This is a genomic window from Rhizobium sp. NPDC090275 (assembly GCF_044772225.1).
In the GTDB taxonomy this organism is placed as follows: Bacteria; Pseudomonadota; Alphaproteobacteria; order Rhizobiales; family Rhizobiaceae; genus Rhizobium.
The window spans coordinates 639,087-662,746 of sequence record NZ_JBIVYL010000002.1 but is presented as its reverse complement, the minus strand read 5'-3'; the positions used below and the strand labels follow the sequence as shown (position 1 = coordinate 662,746).

Below are 23,660 nucleotides of genomic sequence, written 5' to 3'. Positions count from 1 at the left end.
ACTACTGGCCCAGCCGCGCGAGAAGTGCCGCAGCGCGCGCCTGCGGCCAGCGCCGAACCGTGAGCGCACCACTGGTGCGCGACACGTCCACGCCCTCGCCCGGCGCCAGCACGACCCTCGGCCCCGCCGATGGCCTGCCCACGGCCACACGGCCACGTACGACGAAGACCGATGTCGTGCCGTTCTTGACGTCGACGGCCCAGCGCGTGCCGCGCACGGCGGCGATCGCCTGCGGCGTCACCACCTGGAAGCCGCCACTGCGCCTGGCACTGTCGACATCGACGAGGACCGCCTTGTTGCGCAGCGACACCGAATCGGGACGACCATCGCCATTGCTGTCGACAAGCTGGAAGCGCGCGCCACCTTCGGCGGTGACGGTCACGCCATCAGCGCAGCGCATGATCTGGCGCGACGTGCCGGCGACGCGTTCAAGCGTGCAGCCGGCTGACTGCGCCGATGCCAAGCCAGCCCAGAGCCCCGCCCAAAGCAAAGTCATCGCGGCGATGGCGGCGGCCAGACAAGGACGACCGTACGATACTGTCTCCATGATATCCCCCTGTGGCAATTTCCGCCCCACGACCGAATAGCGCACTCTAACCCCGCCTCGCCTGGCACCGCAATGCGCTTGGCGGCAGTTACACAGGCGATGAGACCATCCCGCGTTCCCTCAATGCGCCTCCGGCGATGGTCCAACATAGCGGGCACGCGGGCGGATCATAGTTCCACTGGTCACCTGTTCGATAGCATGCGCGAGCCATCCGGCGGTTCGGGAAAGCGCAAAGATGACAAGCGGCGCGTCGTCGGGAAGGTCGAAATGCCCCGCCATCGCCGCGAGCGCGAAATCGATATTCGCAGGCTCGCCCAACAATTCCGCGCCGAGAGCGGCAATCTCGGCGTAGAGCTTCGGCATCTCGAACGAATGCATAATCGCCGCCGCGCGAGGATCGCCATCTGGATAGAGCTTATGGCCAAAGGCCCGCACCACTCCTTCCGTCGCCAACATCGTTCTGATCGCCTCGCGCGCGCCCATCTCTCGTGACAACTCCATCAGCCGCACGGCGCCCTGCCAGGCACCGCCGTGACGAGGGCCGGTCAGCGTTGAAAGGCCGGATAACGTGGCAGCGGCCAGTGAAGCGCCCGACGATGCGGTGACGCGCGCCGCGAATGCGGAGACGTTGAGTTCGTGTTCGGCGGCGAGCACAAGTGCCCGCCTGATCGGTTCTGCCGCATCAGGCCGATCCCAGCTCTGCGCAAGGCGCTCGTGCAGCGGCAAGTCGATTTGGCTCGGAACAAGTGCGGCTGCCACTGTGGCAAGCACCTGACCGGCTTCCGACTTCAACGCGGCGGGCGCTCGGCCCAACGCCGGCAGATCCGCCGCCGCTCTCCTCGCCAGCAAGACGAAAGCGCCAGATATCCTTGATGGCTCGCCAGCCAAGAGTTCGATCGACGGGCATATGGCTGCTTGGCTCTCCCACAAGAAGGCCGCGACCTGCTCGAACGTCGCCCGTTCGGACAAGGCGACCGCCTCGCGACCTCGATAGTAAAGCCGGCCATCCGCGATCGTCGAAATCGCGGTCGGCAGGACCGGCTCGCCCCAGTCGATCGTTTCGGCGGCAATCGACGCCGCCTTTCGTCTGCCGGCATGGCGCTTGGCGAGACGCGCAACGTCCTCGGAATGGTAGAGACTGCGGCGGCTATCGGCTGCATCGGGCTTCGCGCGGATGCGGCCACGACTGACATTGGCATAGAGCGTCTGCGGCTTCGTGCCGAGCCGTTCCAACGCTTCCTCGGCCGTCAGCCATGTCATGCGAGCCTCTTACATTGATCTTATTCATCAAGATTGACGTCAATCTATCTAGGTCCGATTCTTCCAAGCGTAAAGGAGAAACGCAATGAAGAACGGCTTGGAAGATGTGATTGCAGCGGAAACCCAACTGTCCGATGTGGACGGTGAACGCGGACGCCTGGTGATACGCGGCGTCTCGCTTGATGATCTCGTTCCCGGCGAGACATATGAGGGTGTCGCAGCATCGCTGCTCGACGGACTGATGGAGCGTCCGGTCACCGCGACCACACTGCGGTCGCTGCTCGGGGCCGCGAGGGTCGACCTCTATTCGCACATCACGCGTCTGGACGAAGGGCTTCTGGCGCTCCCGCCCGTCGATGCCATGCGCGCGATGATCGCGCGCCTTGGCGATGGGCAGGATCTCGACACGGCTCTGCATCTGATGGCAGCGCCCGCCGTGTTCCTGCCCGCCATCCTCAGGCTGCAGGCCGGCCAGCGGCCGGTGACGCCGGATGAGTCGCTGTCGCAGTCCGCGGACATCTTGCGGATGTTGACCGACAGGATGCCGAGCGCGGAGCAGACGGCGGCGCTGGACGCCTATCTGGTGACGATCTCCGATCATGGATTGAACGCCTCGACCTTCGCCTCGCGCGTTGTCGCCTCCACCCAGGCGGGGCTGACATCTTCGGTACTGGCCGCCATCGGCGCACTGAAAGGACCGCTTCACGGCGGAGCGCCCGGCCCGGTGCTTGATATGCTGGATGCGATCGGAACCGAAGCCAACGCCCATGCATGGCTGACGGACGCACTTGATCGCGGAGAGCGGCTGATGGGGTTCGGGCACCGGATCTATCGTGTTCGCGATCCGAGAGCCGACGCGCTGAAGAATGCGCTCTCGCCTCTCGTTCGCTCCGGCCAGGTCGATCGTGAACGGATGGCGCTGGCAGCGTCCGTCGAGCGCGCCGCTCTTGCCATTCTCAAGGAGAGGAAGCCGGATCGGCCGCTCGACGTCAATGTCGAGTTCTACACGGCGTTGCTTCTCGAAGCGCTCGGTTTCGAGCGGCAAGCCTTTACCGGCGTCTTCGCAATCGGGCGCACTGTAGGCTGGATCGCCCATGCCCGGGAGCAGGCACTCAACGGCCGATTGATCCGTCCCCGCTCGATCTACACCGGACCTCTACCAAAGGTCGCATAATCCGAAAAACTCAACACTAATAAACGTTTAGCGAATATTTACACAAAGTCCGTAGATTTGCCCGGCGTGCGATTTGGCACGCTTGGCATATCGGGGTTTGTCCATGGTCGGATTTCTATCAAGCATCGGCTCTTCCAGCAGCGCTGTGCTGGACGCGTTGAACAAGTCGCAGGCAATCATCGAATTCGACCTCACCGGAAAGATTCTGACGGCCAACGAGAATTTCTGCAAGGCGGTCGGCTACGAGCTCAGCGAGATCGTCGGTAAGCATCACCGGATGTTCGTCGATCCTGCCGAGGCGAACTCCAGGGATTATGCGGATTTCTGGGCGCGGCTTGGCGAAGGCAAGTTCGACCAGCGCCAATATAGACGCATCGCCAAGGGCGGCCGCGAGATTTGGATCGAGGCGACGTACAATCCGATCTATCGCGGCAACAAGCCATACAAGGTGATGAAATTCGCGACCGACATCACGGCCGCCAAGAAGCAGGCAGCCGAGGACAAGGGCAAGCTCGAAGCACTGTCGCGCGCGCAGGCAGTCATCGAGTTCACGCCTGAGGGCAACATCATCACGGCCAACGAGAATTTCCTGGCGACGCTCGGCTATTCCCTGTCCGAGATCGTCGGCAAGCATCACGCGATGTTCTGCGAAGCGGATTACAGCCGCTCCGCAGAATACAAGACCTTCTGGGCGAAACTGGCCGCCGGCGAGTTCGCCGCCGACCAGTTCAAACGGATCGCAAAGGGCGGGCGCGAGATCTATATCCAGGCGTCCTACAATCCGATCCTCGATGCGTCGGGCCGCGTCTTCAAGGTCGTGAAGTTCGCGACCGATGTCACCGAGCGGATGAAGGTCGTCAACGATCTCGGCGCCGGTCTTGCCCGTCTCTCCGAATGCAATATCCGCCAGACCATCGACGAGCCCTTCGTCGGCGAATTCGAGACCTTGCGCCGCGATTTCAACACCTCGATCGGCGCGTTCCAGGCAACGCTGGTGAAGGTGCTGCAGCAGACCAACGCACTGAACGGCAACAGCCAGGAAATGCGCGACGCCGCCGAGCAGCTCTCCGCGCGGACAAGGGAACAGGCGGTCTCGCTCGAGGAGACGTCCGCCGCGCTTGAGACGGTGACGGCGACGGTCAAGTCCTCGACGGAAAACACGCAGGCGACGCGCAAGCTGGTGCAGAGCGCGCGCGCCTCGGCCTCGACCTCCGCTGCCGTCGTGCGTGAGACGATCACCGCCATGCAGCGGATCGCCTCGGCTTCGAAGGAAATCGGCCATATCATCGGCGTCATCGACGAGATCGCTTTCCAGACCAACCTTCTGGCGCTGAACGCAGGTGTCGAGGCGGCGCGTGCCGGCGAAGCCGGCAAGGGCTTTGCCGTGGTCGCCCAGGAAGTGCGCGAACTGGCACAGCGCTCGGCCAAGGCCGCCAAGGAGATCAAGGGTCTGATCGAAAACTCCGGCAAGGAAGTCAACGAAGGCGTTCGCCTCGTCGACGCGACCGGCACGGCGCTCAACGAGATCGAGACCTTCGTCGAATCGATCGACACCAACATGACCGCGCTGGCGACCGCCGCCGCCGAGCAATCGACCGGCCTTTCGGAAATCAACAACGCCGTCTCGCAAATCGACCGCATGACACAGCAAAATGCCGGCATGGTGGAGCGCACGACGGGCATCAGCTCGGAGCTTGCATCGGGTGCGGCGCTGCTGGCTGAGTTGGTCAACCACTTCAAGCTTAACCGGCGCGGCATGATCCGCGATCAGGGGACGGAAGCAGGTGTCCCTGCGCGGGGACAACGCGCGGCCTGAGGCGGCGTATCGCAGATTTGGGAATGCAGGAGCCGCCGCATCGTTGGATGTCGGCGGCTTTTGCTTGCCTAGCCATGGCCCCGGCAGCTCCTTCACCCTCATTTCTGTGCTCGTCACAGACATCCAGCCAGCCCAAGTCCTTAGGCTGGAAAGAGTCTCTTCGTCGCACGGACGCGCGGCGGCCGTATTCCCGCCACAAGGGCGAGAATGAGGGGAGTTTTTGGCGCCCGGCGCTGCCCACATCAGCGTCAGCCAACTCGCTTACATCCCGATCCCCAAAAGCAAAAAGGCCGCTGTCGAAAGCGGCCTTCTCTATCGTCTTGCGACTATGTCTTAAACCAACCGGCTCTGCTCGGTCGCCGCTTCGATGAAGCTCTTGAACAGCGGGTGCGGTTCGAGCGGGCGGGACTTCAGTTCCGGGTGGTACTGGACGCCGATGAACCAGGGATGGTCAGGGTATTCGACGGTCTCCGGCAGCACGCCGTCCGGCGACATGCCGGAGAAGACGAGGCCGCAGTTTTCCAGGCGGTCCTTGTAGTCGATGTTGACTTCGTAGCGGTGGCGGTGGCGCTCGGAGATATCGGTCGAGCCATAGATCTCGGCGATCTTGGTGTCCTTCTTGAGGGCCGCCTTGTAGGCGCCGAGGCGCATGGTGCCGCCGAGGTCGCCGGCAGAGGTGCGCTTCTGCAGCTCGTTGCCCTTGACCCATTCTGTCATCAGGCCGACCACGGGCTCCTCGGTCTTGCCGAACTCGGTCGACGAGGCCTTCTCGATGCCGGCCAGATGACGGGCCGCTTCAACGACTGCCATCTGCATGCCGAAGCAGATACCGAAATAAGGAACGTTGCGTTCGCGGGCGAACTGCGCAGCGAGGATCTTGCCTTCTGAGCCGCGCTCGCCGAAACCGCCGGGCACGAGGATACCATGGACCTTTTCGAGATAGGGCGCCGGGTCTTCCTTTTCGAAGACTTCCGATTCGATCCACTCGAGATTGACCTTCACGCGGTTGGCGATACCACCATGGTGCAGCGCTTCGATCAGCGACTTGTAGGCGTCCTTGAGGCCGGTGTACTTGCCGACGATCGCGATCGTGACTTCGCCCTCAGGCGTGCGGATGCGATTGCAGACCTCTTCCCAGGAATCGAGGCGCGGCTTAGGCGCCGGCTCGATGCCGAAGGCGGCCAGAACTTCGTTGTCGAGGCCTTCCTTGTGGTAGGCGATCGGCACGTCGTAGATGTTGGCGACGTCAAGCGCCTGGATGACTGCGCTCTCGCGGACGTTACAGAACAGCGAGAGCTTGCGACGCTCGGCTTCCGGGATTTCGCGATCGGCGCGCACCAGCAGGATGTCGGGGTGAATGCCGAGCGCCTGCAGTTCCTTGACGGAGTGCTGGGTCGGCTTGGTCTTCAGCTCGCCGGCCGCCGGGATATAGGGCATCAGCGTCAGGTGGACATAGACGGCCGTGCCGCGCGGCAGGTCGTTGCCGAGCTGGCGGATGGCTTCCATGAAGGGCATCGCCTCGATATCGCCGACGGTGCCGCCGATTTCGCAGATGACGAAGTCGTACTCGTCATTGCCCTCGATCACGAAATCCTTGATCTCGTTGGTGACGTGCGGGATGACCTGCACGGTCGCGCCGAGGTAGTCGCCGCGGCGTTCCTTGTCGATGATGTTCTTGTAGATACGGCCGGTGGTGATGTTGTCGGTCTTGGTGGCCGAGCGGCCGGTGAAGCGCTCGTAGTGGCCAAGATCGAGATCGGTTTCCGCGCCATCGTCGGTGACGAAGACTTCGCCGTGCTGGGTCGGGCTCATTGTGCCCGGATCCACGTTCAAATAGGGGTCGAGTTTGCGCAGCCGCACCCGATAACCACGGGCCTGCAGCAACGCTCCGAGAGCGGCGGCCGCAATTCCTTTACCGAGAGAGGAAACCACGCCGCCAGTGATGAATACGTATCGCGCCATGGGAGCTACCGCTTACCTTTTCAAAAACGATTCCACCAGCCCTAAAATTCATGTCCTGAATTTTAGGGCTCTAATTCAACAGCATTCTTCTCGCGCTTGCCGCGCGATCGCTGTGCGGTGACATCTGGACAAAAGAAAACCGGCAGACCCTGGGGCCTGCCGGCGGTTTATGCGTCGTTCGGCTTACTGCCCGCTGGGAGCAGTCGCCGGGGCCGGAGTGGCAGGCGTGGTGGCCTGCGGTGCTGCCGGAGCAGTTTCAGTCGCTGCCGGGGCCGGCGTCGTCGCGGCGGGAGCCGGTGCGGTGGCTGCAGGGGCAGCCGGAGCAGTCGCGGCAGGAGCCTGAGCGGCCGGAGCAGCAGGTGCGTCACCGCCGGTCGGAACGCCGTTGCCGGCAGGAGCCGCGGGTGCAGCCGGAGCGGCGGCGCCGTTCTGCTGCTGACCGCCGAGCGAATCGAGAATGCCGTTGCCCTGCCCACTCGTTGCCGGAATGCGGTTCAGGATATCCGTCGGACGGCTTTCGTAGCGGTTCAATACGCCAAGGCCGAGCGAGGTGATGAAGAAGAGTGCTGCGAGGATCGCGGTCGTGCGGGTCAGCGCATTGGCCGTGCCGCGTGCAGACATGAAGCCCGAACCGCCGCCGATACCGAGGCCACCGCCTTCGGAGCGCTGGATAAGCACAACGCCGACAAGCGCCAGCACGATCATGAGATGAATGACAATCAATACGGTCTGCATGGGTCCAGTCCTGCCGGCACGAAGCGGGCATAAAGTAAAATTCTGGCGCTCTTTACATGAGGTGATCCGCTATTCCAAGCCCTTCAGCCCGGAATATACACGCATCTCAAGAGAGCAACGCCTCGTATGCGCCGTAGATGGCGAGGAAATCGGTTGCTTTCAAGCTCGCGCCGCCGATCAGCGCGCCGTCGACATTGGCAACGCCCATCAATTCCTTGGCGTTACCCGGCTTGACCGAGCCACCATAGAGGATGCGGAACTTGCGGCCGTTGTCGCCGAAGCGGGCGACGAGCTCGGCGCGCATGAAGGCATGCGCCTTCTCGACGTCCTCGGCGGTCGGCGTGACACCGGTGCCGATCGCCCAGACGGGCTCGTAGGCAATCACGGTGGTTTCAGGCGTGGCGTTCTCGGGCACGGAGGCCGACAGCTGACGCTTGATGATATCGAGCGCCTGGCCGGCCTGGCGCTCGGCGGCGGTCTCGCCGATGCAGACGATCGCCGTCAGGTCGGCGGCGGCGGCGGCTTCGGCCTTGGCGCGCACCAGATGGTCCGTCTCGGCATGATCGGTGCGGCGTTCGGAATGGCCGACGATGACATAGGTGCCAAAGCAATCGGCGATCATCTCAGCCGAGATATCGCCGGTATGGGCGCCTTCGGGGTTCTGGTGGCAATCCTGCGCGCCGATGGCGAGTGGGCTATCGGTGCAAAGCGCGGTCGCCACGTAAAGCAGCGTCGCCGGCGGGCAAATCAGCGCTTCCACCTTGTTGGAAAGAGGACCCTGGACACCCGAAGCGATCGCCTTGATCTGATCCAGCGAGGCACGCGTGCCGTTCATTTTCCAGTTTCCCGCCACAAGCGGTCGCACGTCAGGTGTCATGCCGGCCTTCCCCATTTCTCCGTCAGCACGGGCCTTAGCAAAAGCATGCGGCAATGAAAAGGTTTGGGACGCTTACGTAAGGGAAATTGCGGCGTTTTGCGGCGCAAATGCTTAAAATTTGTCAGCCGTGGTGCCTAAACTATGGCTAGCCCCCTCAATTTTAGGAGGCCAGGATCCAGTTCAGCGTCTGGCGCCAATCGATCATGCGGATCGGCGTCCCGTGATTGCCCGTCTGGTACAGCGTAAAATGCGTCGGATAACGCGATTTGATCAGCGTTTCGAACAGCGCCTGCTGGTCGGCGGCGGCGTAAGTCGGATCGCGACTGCCGTGGGCGAACCAGAGGGGCAGCTTGGCCTTGTAGAAGGCGCTCTTCGCAAAATCAGGATCGGCGACACCGCTCATGATGACCATACCCTTGAGGCGCTTGACCGTCTCGGCGTCGCGCGTCGCGCCCCAGCAGATCTGGCTGCCCATGGAGGCGCAGGTGAGGATGATTGGGCGGCCCGGCGCCTGGGCGCTGGCGTAGCGGATGAGGCCGGCGACAGCGGTCACGCCATCGCTGTCGAAGGTCTTGACCGACGGCGCGTAATAGACGCCGCCATTGCCGGCGACGAGGTTTTTCAGCCGGTTGAAGTTGCCACCGAAGGTGTAATCGTTGACGCCGAGGCGGCGGTCGCCATCACGACCGTGGATGAATATCACCGTGAAGGCGGCACCGGCGCTCGGCCCTACCCTCGCGACGTCGAGCTTGACGCCATCGAGCGACAGCGTCTCGTTGTTCTGGAGCTTGCGGATGCCGAGCGAGACATACTTCTGCTGCGTGCGCTTTTCTGGGATCTGGTCGCGGCCGTTGATATCGCGCATTTCGTCGTAGTCGATGACATCGAAGGCGCCGCCATTGCCGGTCTGAAGCGTCGTCTGCGTGGAAAACAGGTCGTCCTTGAAGGGTGGCAAGGTGTCGGCTGCGCTAAGACCAGCCGATGCGACCATGAAAAAGGCCGCAATTGCTGTGATAGTTATGCAATGACTTGTGGACATTCGCATGCGCAAGGTTCCCTGAGGCGTCTGGCCGCTTGCCATTCGGCGACCCAGGACGCAAATCATTTCTTAAAGAAAGTCCGCCCGGTGAGGTGGCGTCGCGTATCGAGGTGCTTTCTGGCAGACTCTGCCTGATTCGCAAACGTGATATGAATTACGGTGATTTTGGGTCAGGCTCAAGCGCAAGCGGCCCACCCCACGACAAGATGAAGATCTGAACGGCTCCATGGACGATAGCAACGACCTCTTTTCCGGAATGCCCCTGACCAAGAAGCAGGAGGATGCGCCAAAGCCAGCCGCGGCCGCCCCCGCGCCCGTCGCCGCTTCGGCTGCGCCGAGTGCTGCCGCCACTGCCGCGCCGCGGCAGGCGCCACCGGCGAGTTCTACGTCGGAAGACTACGGCGCGTCTTCGATCCGCGTTCTGGAAGGCCTAGAACCGGTACGCATGCGTCCCGGCATGTATATCGGCGGCACCGACGAGAAGGCGCTGCACCACCTCTTTGCCGAAGTCATCGACAACTCGATGGACGAAGCGGTGGCCGGCCACGCCAATTTCATCGAAGTGCATCTCGACGCGATGGGCTTCCTCACCGTCAGCGACAACGGGCGCGGTATTCCGGTCGAGAACCACCCGCAGGTTCCCGGCAAGTCGACGCTGGAAGTCATCATGACCAAGCTGCATGCCGGCGGTAAGTTCGACGGCAAGGCCTACGAGACATCAGGCGGTCTGCACGGCGTCGGCGTCTCCGTTGTCAACGCGCTCTCGGATGTTCTCGAAGTCGAGGTCGCGCGCAATCGCAAGCTCTACCGCCAGCGCTTTTCGCGCGGCATCCCGCAGGGTGGACTGGAAGAACTGGGCGACGTTCACAATCGCCGCGGCACGCGCGTCCGCTTCCATCCCGATCCGCAAATCTTCGGCGATCACGCCAAGTTCGATGCCGGCCGGGTGTTCCGCATGGCGCGCTCCAAGGCCTATCTGTTCGGCGGCGTCGAGATCCGCTGGAGCTGCGATCCTGGTGTCGTGCAAGAGGGCGGCGAGATCCCCGACAAGGCGGTCTTCCACTTCCCCGGCGGCCTGAAGGACTATCTGCAGGCGACAATGGGCAAGGAGTTCACCGTCACCCGCGAGATCTTCGCCGGCAAAACGGAGAAGACCAGCGGCCATGGTTCGCTCGAATGGGCGATCACCTGGTACGGCGGTGATCCGCAGGTTCACTCCTATTGCAACACCATTCCGACGCCCGAAGGCGGCACTCATGAGGCCGGCCTGCGCATCGCGTTGACCAAGGGCCTCAAAGCCTATGGCGAGCTCACGCAGAACAAGCGCGCCGCGCAGATCACCACCGATGACGTGATGATCTCCGCCGTCGGCATGCTCTCGGTCTTCATCCGCGAGCCCGAATTCGTCGGCCAGACGAAGGACAAGCTTGCCACCGTCGAAGCCCAGCGCATCGTCGAAAACGCGCTGCGCGATCCCTTCGACCACTATCTCGCCGACAATCCAAACGAGACGGCCAAGCTGCTCGACTGGGTGATCGAGCGTGCGGAAGAGCGCCTGCGCCGCCGCAAGGAAAAGGAAGTCAACCGCAAGACCGCCGTCCGCAAGCTGCGCCTGCCCGGCAAGCTTGCCGATTGCTCTCAGAACACCGCCCAGGGCGCCGAGCTCTTCATCGTCGAAGGGGATTCGGCAGGTGGCTCCGCCAAGCAGGCGCGAAACCGCGCCAACCAGGCGATCCTGCCTCTGCGCGGCAAGATCCTCAACGTCGCCAGCGCCGGCCGCGAGAAGCTTGGCGCCAACCAGCAGCTCTCCGATCTCGTCCAGGCGCTCGGCTGCGGCACACGCTCGAAATACCGCGAGGAAGACCTTCGCTACGAACGCATCATCGTCATGACCGATGCCGACGTCGACGGCGCGCATATCGCATCGCTGCTCATCACCTTCTTCTATCAGGAGATGCCCGAGCTCGTGCGCGGCGGCCACCTCTTCCTCGCCGTCCCGCCGCTCTACAAAATCACGCAGGGCGCGAAGTCGGCCTATGCGCGTGACGACCGTCACCGCGCCGAGCTGATGGAGACGGAATTCAAGGGCAAGGCGAAGGTCGAGATCAGCCGCTTCAAAGGTCTGGGCGAAATGCTGCCGGCGCAGCTCAAGGAAACCACCATGGATCCGAGCAAGCGCACCATGCTGCGGGTGCTGATCGACGAGGTGGATTTCGAGGGCACGCGCACGGCGGTCGACGATCTCATGGGCACGAAGCCGGAAGCCCGCTTCCGCTTCATCCAGGATCGCGCCGCCTTCGCGGAAAACCTCGACATCTGACGCCGAGGTTTAGGATCAGGCTCAGTCGAGCCTGATCTCGATCACCGTCTTCACCGAATTGGCGAGGAAGCAGAGTTCGTGCGCCTGGTGGTGCATCTGCTCCTCGAGGTCACGGCTCGGAACTTCACCGGTGTAACCGACCTTCGGGCGCAGATCGACGCGGCTGACCATCATGCGGCCATCGACTTTCTCCATGACGCCCACCGCATCATCGACATAGCTGTCGATGCCGATGCGCTTCTTCGAGGCGATCCAGAGATAGAACAGCATATGGCAGCTGGAGAGCGCCGCGACATAGGCCTCCTCCGGATCGACATTTTCTTCGACGGCATAGGGCAACGGCACATTGTGCGGCGATGCGGAGGCCGGAACCGTGATGCCGCCGTCAAAGGTCCAGTTGTGGCCACGGCTGTAGCGCCCATCGATAAAGCTGCCCTCGCCCAGCTTCCACGCCACCTGTGCCGAGAACGTCGTCATCCTTCTTCTCCTTCGCGGGTAAGCCTTGCGGTCGTCAATTGCAGATGTTGAGAAAGCGCCTGGCGCGCCAGATCGGCGTCTCGCGCGGCGCATGCCTCGATGATCGCCTGATGCTCGCCATGAAGCGTCGGGCGGGCCTCGGAGCCTTTCGGTTGCCGCGCATAGGCCCGACGCGATTCACGGCGGAAGGTGTCGATCATGTCGAGCAATCTCGCGTTGCCGCAGCGGCCGTAGAGCGTGCGGTGAAATGCAAGGTCGAGTTCCTCCAGCTGTTGCGGGTCTTCTTCATCGAGCAGATCCTCGTTCAGCCGCCGCGCCTTGCGCAGATCACTTTCGGTCAGCGCCTCGATCGACGCCAGCAGCGCGGTCGTCTCCAGAGACAGGCGGATTTCGGCAAGCTCACGCGCCTGCTCCTCGTTCAGACCCGACACGGCAAGACTACGATCCGGGCGGCGCACCAGAAGCCCTGATGCCAGCAGCCTGTCCAGCGCCTGCCTGATGGGCTGGCGGCTGACGCCAAAACGTTCCGCCAGTTGTTCCTGTTTGAGCACCGTGCCGGCGTCGAGATGTCCGGATTCGATATCGCGCCGAAGCGATGTGATGATTCCATTTGTATCCATGGATCCAAAATAGTCGAGGCGTATCATTGCTGCAAGAGCTTGTTGTGGGATTGGGTCAGCCGGCGGAAATCCGCTGAAGCTTCGCAGGCGTACGGCAGCCCAAATTGCGGGATCACATTTCCGTCAGATCACGGCGGTTCGTTCCAATATTGGTCGAAACAGGCGCGATCTCGGCAAAAATCGCCGATCGCGCAGGCCGAGCGTGATCCATGACAAGGATGTCGAAGGGTTTCTGTCTTAATGATTGCGTGATGTAAGGTTATGAAGCCTGCGGATCAGGCCGATGGACCGGCGGCGGGGGCGTCATCGGGCTTAAATCGGTGATGGCGCTTGCGTGCAAAGGATGCATGGCCCATATCCTTAGGTGAAATAAGGGGGAAAAGGACGACGTGAGCCTTCCGAACAACAATATGCAGCGCGAGTCGCGATGGATCGGTCCATCCTCTCCCGCACGTACGCCGCTCATCCCTTCGATCTCCGCGGCACGCTGGCTTCTGATCCTCGTCGTGGCCGCTGGCGTCTATTTCTTCTACGGCTTCGTCGTGCCGGTGTTGGCCGCGCTTGTCATCGGATTTGCAAGCTGGCCGCTTTATCGCCGGCTGCTGCAAAGGGTTGGCGGCAACACGACGGTCGCGGCGACCATCGCGATCGTGCTCATCGTCACTTTTCTCATCACGCCGATCGTGCTTGCCGTCACCTATACCACGGGCGAAGTGCGCGAATGGGTCGGCTGGCTGATCCATGTGAACCGCTTTGGCGAACCGACGCCGCAATGGATTTCGGCCTTTCCATTTGTTGGGCCCTACCTCGATGAGCTCTGGGTCAAGTATATCGGCAGCCCCGGCAGCATGGGTGAACTGATCCAGGCAGTGAGCGGCGCGCATATCGGCAATATCTACCGCGCCGTGCTTGCCGCCGGCGGCGGTGCCTTCCATCTGCTGCTGACGCTGCTCTTCATGCTGATCGCGCTGTTCTTCGTCTATCGCGACGGCGCGGATTTCTCCCGCCAGATCGACATGCTCGGGGAACGCATCCTGCCCAACCGCTGGGAGCGGATTTCGCGCGTGGTGCCTGCCACGATCAGCTCGACCGTGATGGGCATGACGCTGATCGCCATCGGCGAAGGCATCGTGCTCGGCGTCGCCTATTGGGTCGCCGGCGTGCCCTCGCCCGTGACGCTTGGCGTCATCACCGGCATCATGGCGCTGATCCCCGGCGGCGCGCCGCTGTCGTTCACGCTGGTGTCGCTGTACCTGCTTGCCAGCGGCTCGCCTGTTGCCGGCATCAGCCTATTCGTTTGGGGAACCGTCGAACTCTTCATAGTCGACAAGACGCTGCGCCCCAAGCTCGTGGGCGGCCCGATCAAGCTGCCGTTCCTGCCGACTTTCTTCGGCCTGATCGGCGGAGTGAAAACGATGGGCTTCCTCGGGCTCTTCATCGGTCCGGTGCTGATGGCGCTTCTGGTGGCGATCTGGCGCGAATGGATGCATGAGGTTCGCACGGCCGAAAAGCCCGATCTCGGTCCGCAGGTGCTGATTGACGAGCAGGCTCCGCCACCGCCGAGGGTCGCCGAAGGCTGATCAAGCCAGTCGCCGAAGGTTGATCGACGGCGTCACCTTTCCTGATTGTAATCCTGCTCCGCATGGATGCCGGAAAGCGGCCTTCATTTGGTTGAAATTGCTGCGTCTAAGGGGAGCGGTTCAATATCGAAAGCGCCCCCATGCAAGCTGTCCTCATCGCCATGACCATCCTCGGCTGCAACGACTCGGTCACGCAGTGCAACTACGTGGCGACGGTGGGAAAGCACTTTGAGACGGTGGCGATGTGCGATGCCGATTCCGAGCGGCAGTTGAAGCATTATTCGAACATCAGCTATCCGACGGTCATCGCCGTCTGCGAGCCCCCGCATCCACCGCTGCCGCCGGAACCCAAGGTGGTCGCCGCAGCACCAGCGCCTGCGCCTGCCGTTATCGAGGAAAAGCCGCAGACCGGGGTTTCCGGGCTAGCGTCCAGAATGGCGGCAGAGGTACGCACGCACCTTCCCTCTGGCCATTCGATGAAATCCGCGCTCGCGACGCCTGTGCACTTCGTAACAGGAAGCTATTCCTGGGTCGTCAGGCGCTTGAGCAATTAATTAGGCAGCAGCGAGCGCCGTCATATAGGCGTAGCCGCGTGCCGACTGTCGCTGCTCGGCGACATGCAGTTTCTCGACCATCTCCAGCAGTTCCTGCACCGCGCCATGGGTGGTGTTACGGCTCCGGAAGCTCTGCAGCAGCCGGCCGCAGACATTCGCCAGCATCGTGCCTGATGTGGATTTCGACGCCTCGCGCCACAGCAACGTGGCTTCGACGAAGATCACGCTGATGTCGCGCGCAAGGCCAGCCGATTCGTAAAGCGCGCGCACGGCATGCATGCGGCCGGTCGCCAGGATCGAACGCACCCGCCGCTCGTCGCAGCCGGTCAGATTGACGATGGCGCCGGCGAAGAACTCGATCTTGCCGGAGCAGAGCGTATGCATGAGGAAGGATGGCGTCAGGCGTCCGCTGACGCGCAGATGTTCGACCAGATCGGCAACTTCGCGTGACGTGATCTCGCCGGCGATAGCGACGATCGCGGTTTCCGTCGCCTCGCGGGCCACGCGCTGCAGCCGGTCGGTGCCAATCGCGGCTTGCGCCAGAGGCAGATTGATGAGGGCGTCGCTGACATGCTGCGTCAAGAGCTGACGAGCATCAGCCGGAAGGTCCGGGCGATCAAGCAGGAGGTTGCGCACTTCGCAATCGCCGCCCAGCCGTTCGGCAATGCGCTTCAGCGCCTGCGGGGAGATTGCGGCGCCTTCGTTTTCAAGCAGGCACAGCACGTCTTCCGCGCCGCCGATTTCGGCCAAGGCGGCTGCGACCGAACGCGAAATGCTGGAGCGGGCGGCGATCAGCATGCGGGTAACGGCGCTGCCGCGTGCTGCGAGATCAACCAGATCGGCGTCCGACAGAAGCGGCGAGAAGGTGATGGCGTGGCAGGCGATCTCGGCCTGATCACCGGCCAGAGACAAGACGATGGCGCGGGGCGCATTCGGAGACCAGGCGATGGCTTCGGCCATGGCAAGGCGAACCTTCGGCGACGGGTCGTCGAGCAGGAAGGTCATGGCCATCTCGGCGGCCTTGCGCTCTTCCAGAGACATTTCAGACTGCAAGTAGGCCCGGCCGAGCGCGCTCGCCGCCCTCGCCCGATCTCCAGCCTTGGCAGTCTCAACCCAACGAAGAAATGCCTCTACGATCACTGCGAACCCCAATCCTCAAGTGCGATTCTCTCGCACCCCAAGTGTTGAGGATGACGGTAGCGGCAAAAAGTTTATGATTGGTTCACCATATACTTTAACCGTTCGGCAGGCCTGGCAGACGGTTCAGGCCTTGGGTCGGAATAGCTCGAACACGTCGCTGCTCTCGCTGTAATCCATGTAGCCGAGGCGTGCGACGGGTCTCGCCAGACCCATGTCGATGCGGCCATCGCGCAGGATCGCTTCGTCGATATGGATACCGACGACCTGGCCGAAGATCATGACGTTCTCCGACGGCTCGCCACTCAGCGATTTCGGCTCGATGATCTCAGTAACCTTGCACTCCAGAACCGCGAAGGCTTCGGCCACATAGGGAGCATCGACGAGTTCACCCTTCTTCGGCGTCAGCCCCGACAAAGCGAACTCATCGACGTCGTAGGCGACGGCGGCCGAGGACATGTTCATCTTGTCGATCAGGTTGCGGCTCACGAAGTTGCAGGTGAACTCGCCGGTTTCGCTGGCGTTCCGGTAGCTGTCCTTGCGGCCGCTCGACGAGAACATCACGAGCTTCGGACGATCCGACACGGCGTTGAAGAACGAATATGGCGCGAGGTTGAGCGTGCCATCCCTGCCCTTGCTGCCGATCCAGCCGATCGGCCTTGGCGACACGATCGCCTTGAAGGGATCGTGCGCAAGGCCGTGCCGGTTCTGATCCGTCGTGTAGAACATCAGCCTTCCCCGCCAACCCAGGTGACCGTCTCGGAAAGCTCGGGGCGCGGGCGTTCGACGGGCGGGAACGTCGTCGAGCCCATGTGGATGAAGCCGGCGACCTTTTCGCCTTCCTCGACGCCCAGCAGCGGATAGGCGCGTTCGTCATAGGCGAACCACTCGGTCAGCCAATTGGCGACCCAGCCATGGGCGTTGGCGGCGAAGATGATGTTGAGGCAGACGGCGCCAGCCGACATCAGCTGCTCCCATTCCGGGATCTTGATGTGCGGGCCGGCCTTGCTGACGACCGCGACGACGACGGGTGCGCGGGTGAAGCGGCTGCGCTCGACCTGGATCATCTCTTCGGAGAGATCGGGCTTCTTTTCCAAGGCAAGCTTCAGAAGCTCCTCGCCGATGCGGGCACGCTCCTCGCCGCGATAGACGATGAAACGCCAGGGCGCGAGCTTGCCGTGATCCGGCACGCGCGACGCAAGGCGCAGTATTTCCTCGATCTCGGGCTTTTCGGGACCGGGCTCGGACATCTGGAAGGCGGGGATGGACCGGCGGACGCCGAGGTAGTCGATCAGCTTGATATCGGATCTCATGGACAAGAAACTCTCATTTTCACTGCGGTATCGGAGATGGGTCTTGAATTTGCCATCCGGTTGGTCTTGAAGTGGCCTCTGTCATTTCAGTTGTCAATTGGTTCGCAAAACACATGCTCGGCATTTTGCCATACGCGCGCTGGAGTGTTGCCGTAGCCCTCCTTGCCTTGATCCCCGCCGGCGCCGGCGCGCAGGATGCCTTCAAGGAGTTCAAGCAGCTCGACACCACGACGAAGATGCCCAAGCTGAACGCCTTCATCGCGCCCGGCACGACGCCCCAGGGCGCGAAGCTGCATTCCGTCGCGCTCGAGGCGAAGCTCACGGCATCGGGCGACGCCGTCAAGGACGGGCTCTCCTGGTATGTGTTCAGCCCGGTCGCGGGCAGCGACGGCAAGTTGCCGCTGATCGCCAGCTCCCAGGGCGGTTCGGCCGATTTCCAGCTGGCGCCGGGCGATTATTTCGTCAACGTTTCCTTCGGCCGCGCGGGCGTGACCCGCAAGCTCTCGGTGCCCGAGGACGGCGCGATTGAAAAGCAGACGATGGTTCTTGAGGCCGGCGGACTGCTGCTCAACGCGGTCTCGGGGTCTGATGTGAAGATCCGGCCGGATCAGCTGAGCTTCTCGATCTATTCCGCCGATGTGCGCGATGACGGAGAGCGCGGTCTGGTGATGGCCGACGTGCCGCCGAACACGGTCGTGCGGCTCAACGCCGGCACCTATCACGTCGTTTCCGATTATGGCGAGACCAACGCATCGGTGCGCGCTGACATCCAGGTGGAAGCGGGCAAGCTCACCGAGGCGACGATCCAGCACAAGGCCGCACAGATCACCTTCAAGCTGGTGTCCGACAAGGGCGGCGAAGCGATCGCCGATACCGCATGGTCGATCCTGACGGCTGCAGGCGACAGCGTCGGTGAAAGCGTCAGCGCGTTTCCGACCATGGTGCTTGCCGAGGGTGAATATTCCGCTGTGGCGCGCAACAAGGACAAGATCTACCAGCGCGAATTCAAGGTCGAGGCCGGCAAGAACACCGATGTCGAAGTTCTGATGAAGGACGTGCAGCCGGACCAGGGGCCGGCCGCGACGACATTGCAGCAGCTGCCGCCGGAGCAGCAGACCCCGACGGAACAATCGCACGTCGCACAGCCGCTGCCCTCGTTCGAGCAGCTGCAGAGCGGAGCGGCCGCAGGTGGCGTCGACTCCGACTGACGCATCCTACATCGCTATCAACGCAAAACGCCCGGTCATTGCTGACCGGGCGTTTTCATTTTCAGTCCAGGATCACGAAGGCCTCAGGCAGCCTTCGCCTTCCTGGCAGCAGCCTTGCGCAGCACGTCCGGCGGCGTCGCTTCGTGCGTCAGGGCAGCGATCGCGTCGTCGAGCGACATCGAGCTCTGTTCCTGGCTGCCGAGACGGCGAATGTTGACCGTGCGCTCTTCGGCTTCCTTCTTGCCGCATACGATGATGACCGGCACCTTGGTGACCGAGTGTTCGCGGACCTTGTAGTTGATCTTCTCGTTGCGGAAGTCGGTCTCGACATGGAGGCCAGCCTCGCGCAGCGCTTCCGCCACTTCTTCACCGTAAGCATCGGCTTCCGACGTGATCGTCGCGACGACGATCTGCAGCGGCGACATCCACAGCGGCAGATGGCCGGCGAAGTTTTCGATCAGGATACCGAGGAAGCGTTCCATCGAGCCGCAGATGGCGCGATGGATCATCACCGGCTGCGTCTTTTCGGAGTTGCTGTCGATATAGAAGGCACCGAAGCGTTCCGGCAGGTTGAAGTCGACCTGCGTGGTGCCGCACTGCCATTCACGGCCGATCGCGTCCTTCAGCGTATATTCGAACTTCGGACCGTAGAACGCGCCCTCGCCCGGCAGGATGCCGGTCTTGATGCGGCCTTCGGACTGTTCCTCGATCGTCTTCAGCACTTCGGTCATCACGGCCTCGGCGCGATCCCACAGAGCGTCGGAGCCGACGCGCTTTTCAGGGCGGGTCGAGAGCTTGACGACGATTTCCTTGAAGCCGAAGTCTTCATAGACCGACAGGATGAGATCGTTGATGCGCAGGCATTCCGCCGCCATCTGCTCTTCCGTGCAGAAGACGTGCGCGTCGTCCTGGGTGAAGCCGCGAACGCGCATCAGGCCGTGCAGAGCGCCAGAGGCCTCGTAGCGGTGTACGGTGCCGAACTCGGCCAGACGGATCGGCAGCTCGCGATAGGATTTTAGACCATGCTTGAAGATCTGCACGTGACCCGGGCAGTTCATCGGCTTCAGCGCGAAGACGCGGTTGTCGGCTTCCTTGTCCTCAGGGTGCGTGAAGGCATAGGCCGACTTCACCGCGAACATGTTCTCCTGGTACCAGCCCCAGTGACCCGAGGTCTCCCAGAGCGAGGCATCGAGAACCTGCGGCGCGTTGACCTCTTCATAGGTGCCGGCAAGGCGGCGGCGCATGTAGGAGGTGAGCGCCTGGAACATCCGCCAGCCCTTGCCGTGCCAGAAGACGACGCCGGGGCCTTCTTCCTGGAAATGGAACAGGTCCATTTCGCGGCCAAGCTTGCGGTGATCGCGCTTTTCGGCTTCCGCCAGCATGTGCAGATAGTTGTCGAGATCCGCCTGCTCGGCCCAGGCCGTGCCGTAGATACGCGAGAGCATGGCGTTGTTGCTGTCGCCACGCCAGTAAGCGCCGGCAACCTTCATCAGCTTGAAGGCCGTGCCGATCTGGCCGGTGGAGGCCATGTGCGGGCCGCGGCAAAGGTCGAACCATTCGCCCTGATTGTAGATCTTCAGGTCCTGGCCTTCAGGAATCGCATCGACGAGTTCGACCTTGTAGCTTTCGCCCTTGGCGGCGAAGACTTCCTTGGCCTTCTCGCGCGACCAGATCTGCTTGGTGAAGGCAGCGTTGCGCGAAATGATCTCCTTCATCTTCTTTTCAATCTTCGGCAGATCGTCAGGCGTGAAGGGCTCGTTCTTGGCGAAGTCGTAATAGAAGCCGTTCTCGATCACCGGGCCGATCGTGACCTGCGTGCCGGGCCAGAGCTCCTGCACGGCTTCGGCCATGACGTGGGCGGCGTCGTGGCGGATGAGCTCGAGCGCGCGGGGATCGGTGCGGGTGATGATCTCGATCGTGCCGTCGACGACGGGATCGGAAAGGTCGCGCACGGTGCCGTCGATCGCAATGGCGACAGCCTTCTTGGCAAGCGACTTGGAAATGGATTCAGCGACATCCTTGCCGGTTGCGCCAGCATCGTAGCTGCGCACGGAACCATCGGGGAATGTCAGGGAAACGGATTGGGACATTTTAGACTTCTCCTTGTCCAGTCCCGCCAACGAATGCGGGTGGTTGCAATGATGCGTTTCGGATCACGAATACGCCGCCGCCTGATACCGGGATTTGCCGTCGCAGTAAAGAAAAACACGGTTTAACCGAGCATTTCGGTGAGGCCGCGAACGGTGTTCCAGTTGCGCAGCGTGCCGACACCCATGCGCTTGGTCGTGAGGGCCGAGAGCAGCTTCCATTCGCTAGGCTTGCCGGCGAAATCGATCCAGAGATCGCCGCCGATCACGGCAAGGCGCTGGTTCGGCTGGGCATAAGGCTGCAGCCGCTCGATGACGGTACGGTCGAGTGGCTTTCGCATGACGCGCAGGATCACCTGACTGCCATCACCATCGGGGAAAGGATTGGCGGCCGCGATCTTGCGCCAATCCTCGGCCGTTCGAACGAGGATATCAACCGGCTTGCCGAAGCGCGTGAGGAACGCCTGCTCCAGCCGCGCTTCCATGTCTCCAATCGGTGGCGCTGGCGCCTCGAAGACGACGTTGCCTGTCGAAACAAGGGTGCGCGGATTTCGATAGCCGAGCGACGTGGCCATGTCGCGCAGATCGGACATGATCACTCTACGGCCCGGCGCCAGAACGATGCTATGGAGGAGTGCGACGTAAACGGTCACGTCGGCTTGCGGCCGAACGCGAGATAGCGCCACGGCGTCCACCAATGGAAACGGTCACCCAGCGTTTCCGGCACACGATCCAAGCCGCTAGTGCCGCCGGGGCCGCAGCGGCCGACGCGAAACAGCGCCATCCATCCGCCGCTCCACAGGCCATGGCGGGCGATGGCCTCGTAACCGTACTCGGAACATGTCGGGATGTGGCGGCAGGAGTTGCCGATGAAGCCGGATAGGGTCAGCTGGTAGAGCCGGATCAGGCCCATGCCGAACAGGCGGTCCGGTGTCTTGCGGAAAGGGCCGGTGTAATTGCGCGAGTGATGAACCTGCTTCTTCCGCGGCGAAGCGGCGGCGCCGCCTTCGTCCTCGTCGTCATCGTGGTTCATCGAGCAGAACTGGCACATGGCGATCCGCTCAGGCTTCCACGGTCTCGGCACGCTTGGCCTCGACCTGTCCAATCGCATCGACCACGGCGTCGAAGGTCAGCATGGTGGAGGCGTGGCGGGCCTTGTATTCGCGGACAGGCCGCAGATAGCGCATATCCTCGAAGCGCCCCGACGGACCCTCGCCGTCTTCCTTCAGCATGGCAAGCATGTCCGCGCGCGCCTGGCGCAACTCTTGCGCGGTCGCGCCGACCACATGGCGGGCCATGATCGAGGACGAGGCCTGGCCGAGCGCGCAGGCCTTGACGTCGTGGGCAAAGGCCGAGACCGTGTCGCCGTCCATCTTCAGCCAGATCCTGACCTTTGAACCGCAGAGCTTGGAGTGCGCCTGGGCGCTGGCGTCGGGATCGTCGATAGCGCCGATCAGCGGAATATTGCCGGCAAATTCGAGAATTTTACTGTTGTAGATGTCGTCCATCGGGTATTCCGCTCCATATTTCATGCGGATAGGCGGCTGATCGTTTATTGTAGCACAAACAAAAACACACCGTGTCGCGCTGGAAGACTTACATAGCGATGCCGTTTTCCTATATGTATGTCGTTCGAAGGCCATAAAAATGCAATGGCCTCGGGTAAGTTTGAATGGGAAACCGTGCCGGATGGGCCGCAGAATTTCGCCCTGAAAGCCCCGGAGCCTGCCAAAGGTGCACTATTCCCGAGTGGGATTGCCAGTGGCTAGTCCGAAATACGGTCCGCATTGCGGATCAGGAGACAGTTGCAGATGGACGCCATCGTAAAGAACTTTCCGCAGACCACGCCAGACGCCAATCGCCCAAGCCAGAAGGAAGCCGAAGACGCGGTGCGCACGCTGCTCCGCTGGGCCGGCGACGACCCTTCGCGCGAGGGGTTGCTGGATACGCCGGCGCGTGTCGCGAAAGCCTATCGCGAGCTTTTCGCCGGCTATGAGATGGAAGCCGAAGAGGTGCTTGGCCGGACCTTCGAAGAGGTCGCCGGCTACGACGACATGGTGCTGGTCAAGGAAATTCCGTTCTTCTCGCATTGCGAACACCACATGGTTCCGATCATCGGCAAGGCGCATGTGGCCTACATGCCCGACGGCAAGGTTCTCGGTCTTTCGAAGATCGCGCGCGTCGTTGAAATCTATGGCCGCCGCCTGCAAACGCAGGAAACCATGACCGCCCAGATCGCCCGTTCGATCGACGAAACGCTCGCTCCCCGCGGCGTCGCCGTGATGATCGAGGCCGAACATATGTGCATGGCGATGCGCGGTGTTCAGAAACAGGGCTCGACCACATTGACGACAACCTTCACCGGCACATTTAAAACTGAGCCGGCTGATCAAGCCCGGTTTATTTCCATGGTGCGGAGCCGCTGACCGGCTTCATTTCAGAAAGCCGCGATGATGCCATTTGCCTTCAATGCGCCGTCCGAAGACAAGTCCGAGCTCGAGGATGCCGGTGATTTCACGCCGCGGTTCGATGATCGCGGCCTGATCACCGCGATCGTGACCGACGCCCGTGACGGCGAGTTGCTGATGGTGGCGCATATGAATGCGAAAGCGTTGGCGCTGACCATCCAGACCGGCCAGGCTCACTATTTCAGCCGCTCGCGCGGCAAGCTCTGGCTGAAGGGCGAAACCTCCGGCAACATCCAGACGGTCAAGGAAATCCGCACCGACTGCGACCAGGATGCAATTTGGCTAAAGGTCGAAGTTGCCGGTCACGACGCGACCTGCCACACTGGTCGCCGTTCCTGCTTCTATCGGACGGTGAGCCTGGAAGACGGCAAGCCGATGCTCGAGATCGCCGACGACGAACGCCAGTTCGATCCTCACGAAGTTTACGGAAAAGAGCCGTAACAACGGCATGCCGTCTCTTGTTGGGTCACAAGGGGCGGCCATATA

General features: G+C 62.3%; 23 protein-coding genes. 8 read left to right on the top strand and 15 right to left on the bottom strand.

What is annotated here, in order from left to right:
- Position 1: 1 nt before the first annotated feature.
- Together ACIQUB_RS07615 and ACIQUB_RS07610 are read right to left on the bottom strand one after the other, a co-directional pair.
- Positions 2-547 (bottom strand): FecR domain-containing protein, encoded by a 546-nt coding sequence (locus ACIQUB_RS07615; RefSeq protein ID WP_402929103.1) that lies wholly within the window; start codon positions 545-547, stop codon positions 2-4.
- A 120-nt stretch (positions 548-667) separates the two neighbouring features.
- Positions 668-1,807 carry a citrate synthase family protein gene (locus ACIQUB_RS07610; RefSeq protein WP_113235755.1) on the bottom strand — a complete coding sequence of 380 codons (1,140 nt, stop codon included), beginning with the start codon at positions 1,805-1,807 and terminating at the stop codon, positions 668-670.
- An 85-nt stretch (positions 1,808-1,892) separates the two neighbouring features.
- Here ACIQUB_RS07610 and ACIQUB_RS07605 point away from each other — a divergent pair, with 85 nt between their 5' ends.
- Both ACIQUB_RS07605 and ACIQUB_RS07600 read left to right on the top strand, forming a co-directional pair.
- Positions 1,893-2,981 (top strand): citrate synthase/methylcitrate synthase, encoded by a 1,089-nt coding sequence (locus tag ACIQUB_RS07605; RefSeq protein ID WP_113235756.1) that lies wholly within the window; start codon positions 1,893-1,895, stop codon positions 2,979-2,981.
- 103 nt (positions 2,982-3,084) lie between these two features.
- Positions 3,085-4,797 carry a PAS domain-containing methyl-accepting chemotaxis protein gene (locus ACIQUB_RS07600; protein WP_113235757.1) on the top strand — a complete coding sequence of 571 codons (1,713 nt, stop codon included), beginning with the start codon at positions 3,085-3,087 and terminating at the stop codon, positions 4,795-4,797.
- Between the two features lie 333 nt (positions 4,798-5,130).
- Here ACIQUB_RS07600 and ACIQUB_RS07595 read toward each other — a convergent pair whose 3' ends face one another.
- The 4 genes from ACIQUB_RS07595 to ACIQUB_RS07580 all read right to left on the bottom strand — a co-directional run bounded on the left by ACIQUB_RS07595 (position 5,131) and on the right by ACIQUB_RS07580 (position 9,416).
- Complete coding sequence (locus ACIQUB_RS07595) at positions 5,131-6,759, bottom strand: CTP synthase (protein ID WP_112979708.1); 1,629 nt, start codon at positions 6,757-6,759, stop codon at positions 5,131-5,133.
- A 183-nt stretch (positions 6,760-6,942) separates the two neighbouring features.
- Positions 6,943-7,494 (bottom strand): preprotein translocase subunit SecG, encoded by a 552-nt coding sequence (secG, locus tag ACIQUB_RS07590; RefSeq protein ID WP_113235759.1) that lies wholly within the window; start codon positions 7,492-7,494, stop codon positions 6,943-6,945.
- 106 nt (positions 7,495-7,600) lie between these two features.
- On the bottom strand, positions 7,601-8,371 hold the full coding sequence (gene tpiA, locus ACIQUB_RS07585) for a triose-phosphate isomerase (RefSeq protein WP_113235848.1): 771 nt from the start codon (positions 8,369-8,371) through the stop codon (positions 7,601-7,603).
- 160 nt (positions 8,372-8,531) lie between these two features.
- On the bottom strand, positions 8,532-9,416 hold the full coding sequence (locus ACIQUB_RS07580) for an alpha/beta hydrolase (protein ID WP_113235849.1): 885 nt from the start codon (positions 9,414-9,416) through the stop codon (positions 8,532-8,534).
- Between the two features lie 220 nt (positions 9,417-9,636).
- Here ACIQUB_RS07580 and parE point away from each other — a divergent pair, with 220 nt between their 5' ends.
- Positions 9,637-11,730 (top strand): DNA topoisomerase IV subunit B, encoded by a 2,094-nt coding sequence (parE, locus tag ACIQUB_RS07575; RefSeq protein WP_113235760.1) that lies wholly within the window; start codon positions 9,637-9,639, stop codon positions 11,728-11,730.
- 21 nt (positions 11,731-11,751) lie between these two features.
- Here the strand turns inward: parE and ACIQUB_RS07570 are convergent, their stop codons facing one another.
- Together ACIQUB_RS07570 and ACIQUB_RS07565 are read right to left on the bottom strand one after the other, a co-directional pair.
- On the bottom strand, positions 11,752-12,207 hold the full coding sequence (locus ACIQUB_RS07570; RefSeq protein WP_113235761.1) for an OsmC family protein: 456 nt from the start codon (positions 12,205-12,207) through the stop codon (positions 11,752-11,754).
- Positions 12,204-12,827, bottom strand: coding sequence for a GntR family transcriptional regulator (locus ACIQUB_RS07565; RefSeq protein WP_113235762.1), 624 nt, complete (start codon positions 12,825-12,827; stop codon positions 12,204-12,206). The genes ACIQUB_RS07570 and ACIQUB_RS07565 overlap by 4 nt, the downstream gene beginning before the upstream one ends.
- 410 nt (positions 12,828-13,237) lie before the next feature.
- On the opposite strand from ACIQUB_RS07565, the gene ACIQUB_RS07560 reads away from it, so the two are divergent.
- The gene (locus ACIQUB_RS07560) at positions 13,238-14,407 is read left to right on the top strand and encodes an AI-2E family transporter (protein ID WP_113235850.1); all 1,170 of its coding nucleotides are present in this window, start codon (positions 13,238-13,240) and stop codon (positions 14,405-14,407) included.
- A gap of 140 nt (positions 14,408-14,547) precedes the next feature.
- Positions 14,548-14,961 (top strand): hypothetical protein, encoded by a 414-nt coding sequence (locus ACIQUB_RS07555; protein WP_113235763.1) that lies wholly within the window; start codon positions 14,548-14,550, stop codon positions 14,959-14,961.
- Here the strand turns inward: ACIQUB_RS07555 and ACIQUB_RS07550 are convergent, their stop codons facing one another.
- The 3 genes from ACIQUB_RS07550 to ACIQUB_RS07540 all read right to left on the bottom strand — a co-directional run bounded on the left by ACIQUB_RS07550 (position 14,962) and on the right by ACIQUB_RS07540 (position 17,411).
- On the bottom strand, positions 14,962-16,101 hold the full coding sequence (locus tag ACIQUB_RS07550; protein WP_113235764.1) for a DUF2336 domain-containing protein: 1,140 nt from the start codon (positions 16,099-16,101) through the stop codon (positions 14,962-14,964).
- 123 nt (positions 16,102-16,224) lie between these two features.
- Complete coding sequence (locus ACIQUB_RS07545; RefSeq protein ID WP_047510415.1) at positions 16,225-16,827, bottom strand: flavin reductase family protein; 603 nt, start codon at positions 16,825-16,827, stop codon at positions 16,225-16,227.
- Complete coding sequence (locus ACIQUB_RS07540; RefSeq protein WP_112979700.1) at positions 16,827-17,411, bottom strand: nitroreductase; 585 nt, start codon at positions 17,409-17,411, stop codon at positions 16,827-16,829. Before ACIQUB_RS07540 ends, ACIQUB_RS07545 begins: the two co-directional genes overlap by 1 nt.
- Before the next feature lie 113 nt (positions 17,412-17,524).
- Here ACIQUB_RS07540 and ACIQUB_RS07535 point away from each other — a divergent pair, with 113 nt between their 5' ends.
- On the top strand, positions 17,525-18,619 hold the full coding sequence (locus ACIQUB_RS07535; RefSeq protein WP_113235765.1) for a hypothetical protein: 1,095 nt from the start codon (positions 17,525-17,527) through the stop codon (positions 18,617-18,619).
- 83 nt (positions 18,620-18,702) lie between these two features.
- On the opposite strand, the gene thrS is transcribed toward ACIQUB_RS07535, so the two are convergent.
- The 4 genes from thrS to ACIQUB_RS07515 all read right to left on the bottom strand — a co-directional run bounded on the left by thrS (position 18,703) and on the right by ACIQUB_RS07515 (position 22,214).
- Positions 18,703-20,709, bottom strand: coding sequence for a threonine--tRNA ligase (thrS, locus tag ACIQUB_RS07530; protein WP_111561469.1), 2,007 nt, complete (start codon positions 20,707-20,709; stop codon positions 18,703-18,705).
- 122 nt (positions 20,710-20,831) lie between these two features.
- Positions 20,832-21,359 (bottom strand): DUF1697 domain-containing protein, encoded by a 528-nt coding sequence (locus ACIQUB_RS07525; RefSeq protein WP_113235767.1) that lies wholly within the window; start codon positions 21,357-21,359, stop codon positions 20,832-20,834.
- Positions 21,356-21,757 carry a membrane protein insertion efficiency factor YidD gene (gene yidD / locus ACIQUB_RS07520; RefSeq protein WP_113235768.1) on the bottom strand — a complete coding sequence of 134 codons (402 nt, stop codon included), beginning with the start codon at positions 21,755-21,757 and terminating at the stop codon, positions 21,356-21,358. Before yidD ends, ACIQUB_RS07525 begins: the two co-directional genes overlap by 4 nt.
- Before the next feature lie 10 nt (positions 21,758-21,767).
- Positions 21,768-22,214, bottom strand: coding sequence for an iron-sulfur cluster assembly scaffold protein (locus ACIQUB_RS07515; RefSeq protein ID WP_112945623.1), 447 nt, complete (start codon positions 22,212-22,214; stop codon positions 21,768-21,770).
- A 303-nt stretch (positions 22,215-22,517) separates the two neighbouring features.
- Between ACIQUB_RS07515 and folE the strand changes: the two genes are divergently transcribed.
- Together folE and hisI are read left to right on the top strand one after the other, a co-directional pair.
- Positions 22,518-23,132: a GTP cyclohydrolase I FolE gene (folE, locus tag ACIQUB_RS07510; RefSeq protein ID WP_113235769.1), complete on the top strand. Its 615-nt coding sequence runs from the start codon at positions 22,518-22,520 to the stop codon at positions 23,130-23,132.
- 24 nt (positions 23,133-23,156) lie between these two features.
- Positions 23,157-23,615 carry a phosphoribosyl-AMP cyclohydrolase gene (hisI, locus tag ACIQUB_RS07505; protein WP_113235770.1) on the top strand — a complete coding sequence of 153 codons (459 nt, stop codon included), beginning with the start codon at positions 23,157-23,159 and terminating at the stop codon, positions 23,613-23,615.
- Positions 23,616-23,660: the final 45 nt, after the last annotated feature.

Coding starts and splice junctions, on each gene's coding strand:
- ACIQUB_RS07615 (WP_402929103.1), bottom strand. CDS start 547: ATGGAGACAGTATCGTACGGTCGTCCTTGTCTGGCCGCCGCCATCGCC.
- ACIQUB_RS07610 (WP_113235755.1), bottom strand. CDS start 1,807: ATGACATGGCTGACGGCCGAGGAAGCGTTGGAACGGCTCGGCACGAAG.
- ACIQUB_RS07605 (WP_113235756.1), top strand. CDS start 1,893: ATGAAGAACGGCTTGGAAGATGTGATTGCAGCGGAAACCCAACTGTCC.
- ACIQUB_RS07600 (WP_113235757.1), top strand. CDS start 3,085: ATGGTCGGATTTCTATCAAGCATCGGCTCTTCCAGCAGCGCTGTGCTG.
- ACIQUB_RS07595 (WP_112979708.1), bottom strand. CDS start 6,759: ATGGCGCGATACGTATTCATCACTGGCGGCGTGGTTTCCTCTCTCGGT.
- secG (WP_113235759.1), bottom strand. CDS start 7,494: ATGCAGACCGTATTGATTGTCATTCATCTCATGATCGTGCTGGCGCTT.
- tpiA (WP_113235848.1), bottom strand. CDS start 8,371: ATGACACCTGACGTGCGACCGCTTGTGGCGGGAAACTGGAAAATGAAC.
- ACIQUB_RS07580 (WP_113235849.1), bottom strand. CDS start 9,416: ATGCGAATGTCCACAAGTCATTGCATAACTATCACAGCAATTGCGGCC.
- parE (WP_113235760.1), top strand. CDS start 9,637: ATGGACGATAGCAACGACCTCTTTTCCGGAATGCCCCTGACCAAGAAG.
- ACIQUB_RS07570 (WP_113235761.1), bottom strand. CDS start 12,207: ATGACGACGTTCTCGGCACAGGTGGCGTGGAAGCTGGGCGAGGGCAGC.
- ACIQUB_RS07565 (WP_113235762.1), bottom strand. CDS start 12,827: ATGGATACAAATGGAATCATCACATCGCTTCGGCGCGATATCGAATCC.
- ACIQUB_RS07560 (WP_113235850.1), top strand. CDS start 13,238: ATGCAGCGCGAGTCGCGATGGATCGGTCCATCCTCTCCCGCACGTACG.
- ACIQUB_RS07555 (WP_113235763.1), top strand. CDS start 14,548: ATGCAAGCTGTCCTCATCGCCATGACCATCCTCGGCTGCAACGACTCG.
- ACIQUB_RS07545 (WP_047510415.1), bottom strand. CDS start 16,827: ATGTTCTACACGACGGATCAGAACCGGCACGGCCTTGCGCACGATCCC.
- ACIQUB_RS07540 (WP_112979700.1), bottom strand. CDS start 17,411: ATGAGATCCGATATCAAGCTGATCGACTACCTCGGCGTCCGCCGGTCC.
- ACIQUB_RS07535 (WP_113235765.1), top strand. CDS start 17,525: ATGCTCGGCATTTTGCCATACGCGCGCTGGAGTGTTGCCGTAGCCCTC.
- thrS (WP_111561469.1), bottom strand. CDS start 20,709: ATGTCCCAATCCGTTTCCCTGACATTCCCCGATGGTTCCGTGCGCAGC.
- yidD (WP_113235768.1), bottom strand. CDS start 21,757: ATGTGCCAGTTCTGCTCGATGAACCACGATGACGACGAGGACGAAGGC.
- ACIQUB_RS07515 (WP_112945623.1), bottom strand. CDS start 22,214: ATGGACGACATCTACAACAGTAAAATTCTCGAATTTGCCGGCAATATT.
- folE (WP_113235769.1), top strand. CDS start 22,518: ATGGACGCCATCGTAAAGAACTTTCCGCAGACCACGCCAGACGCCAAT.
- hisI (WP_113235770.1), top strand. CDS start 23,157: ATGATGCCATTTGCCTTCAATGCGCCGTCCGAAGACAAGTCCGAGCTC.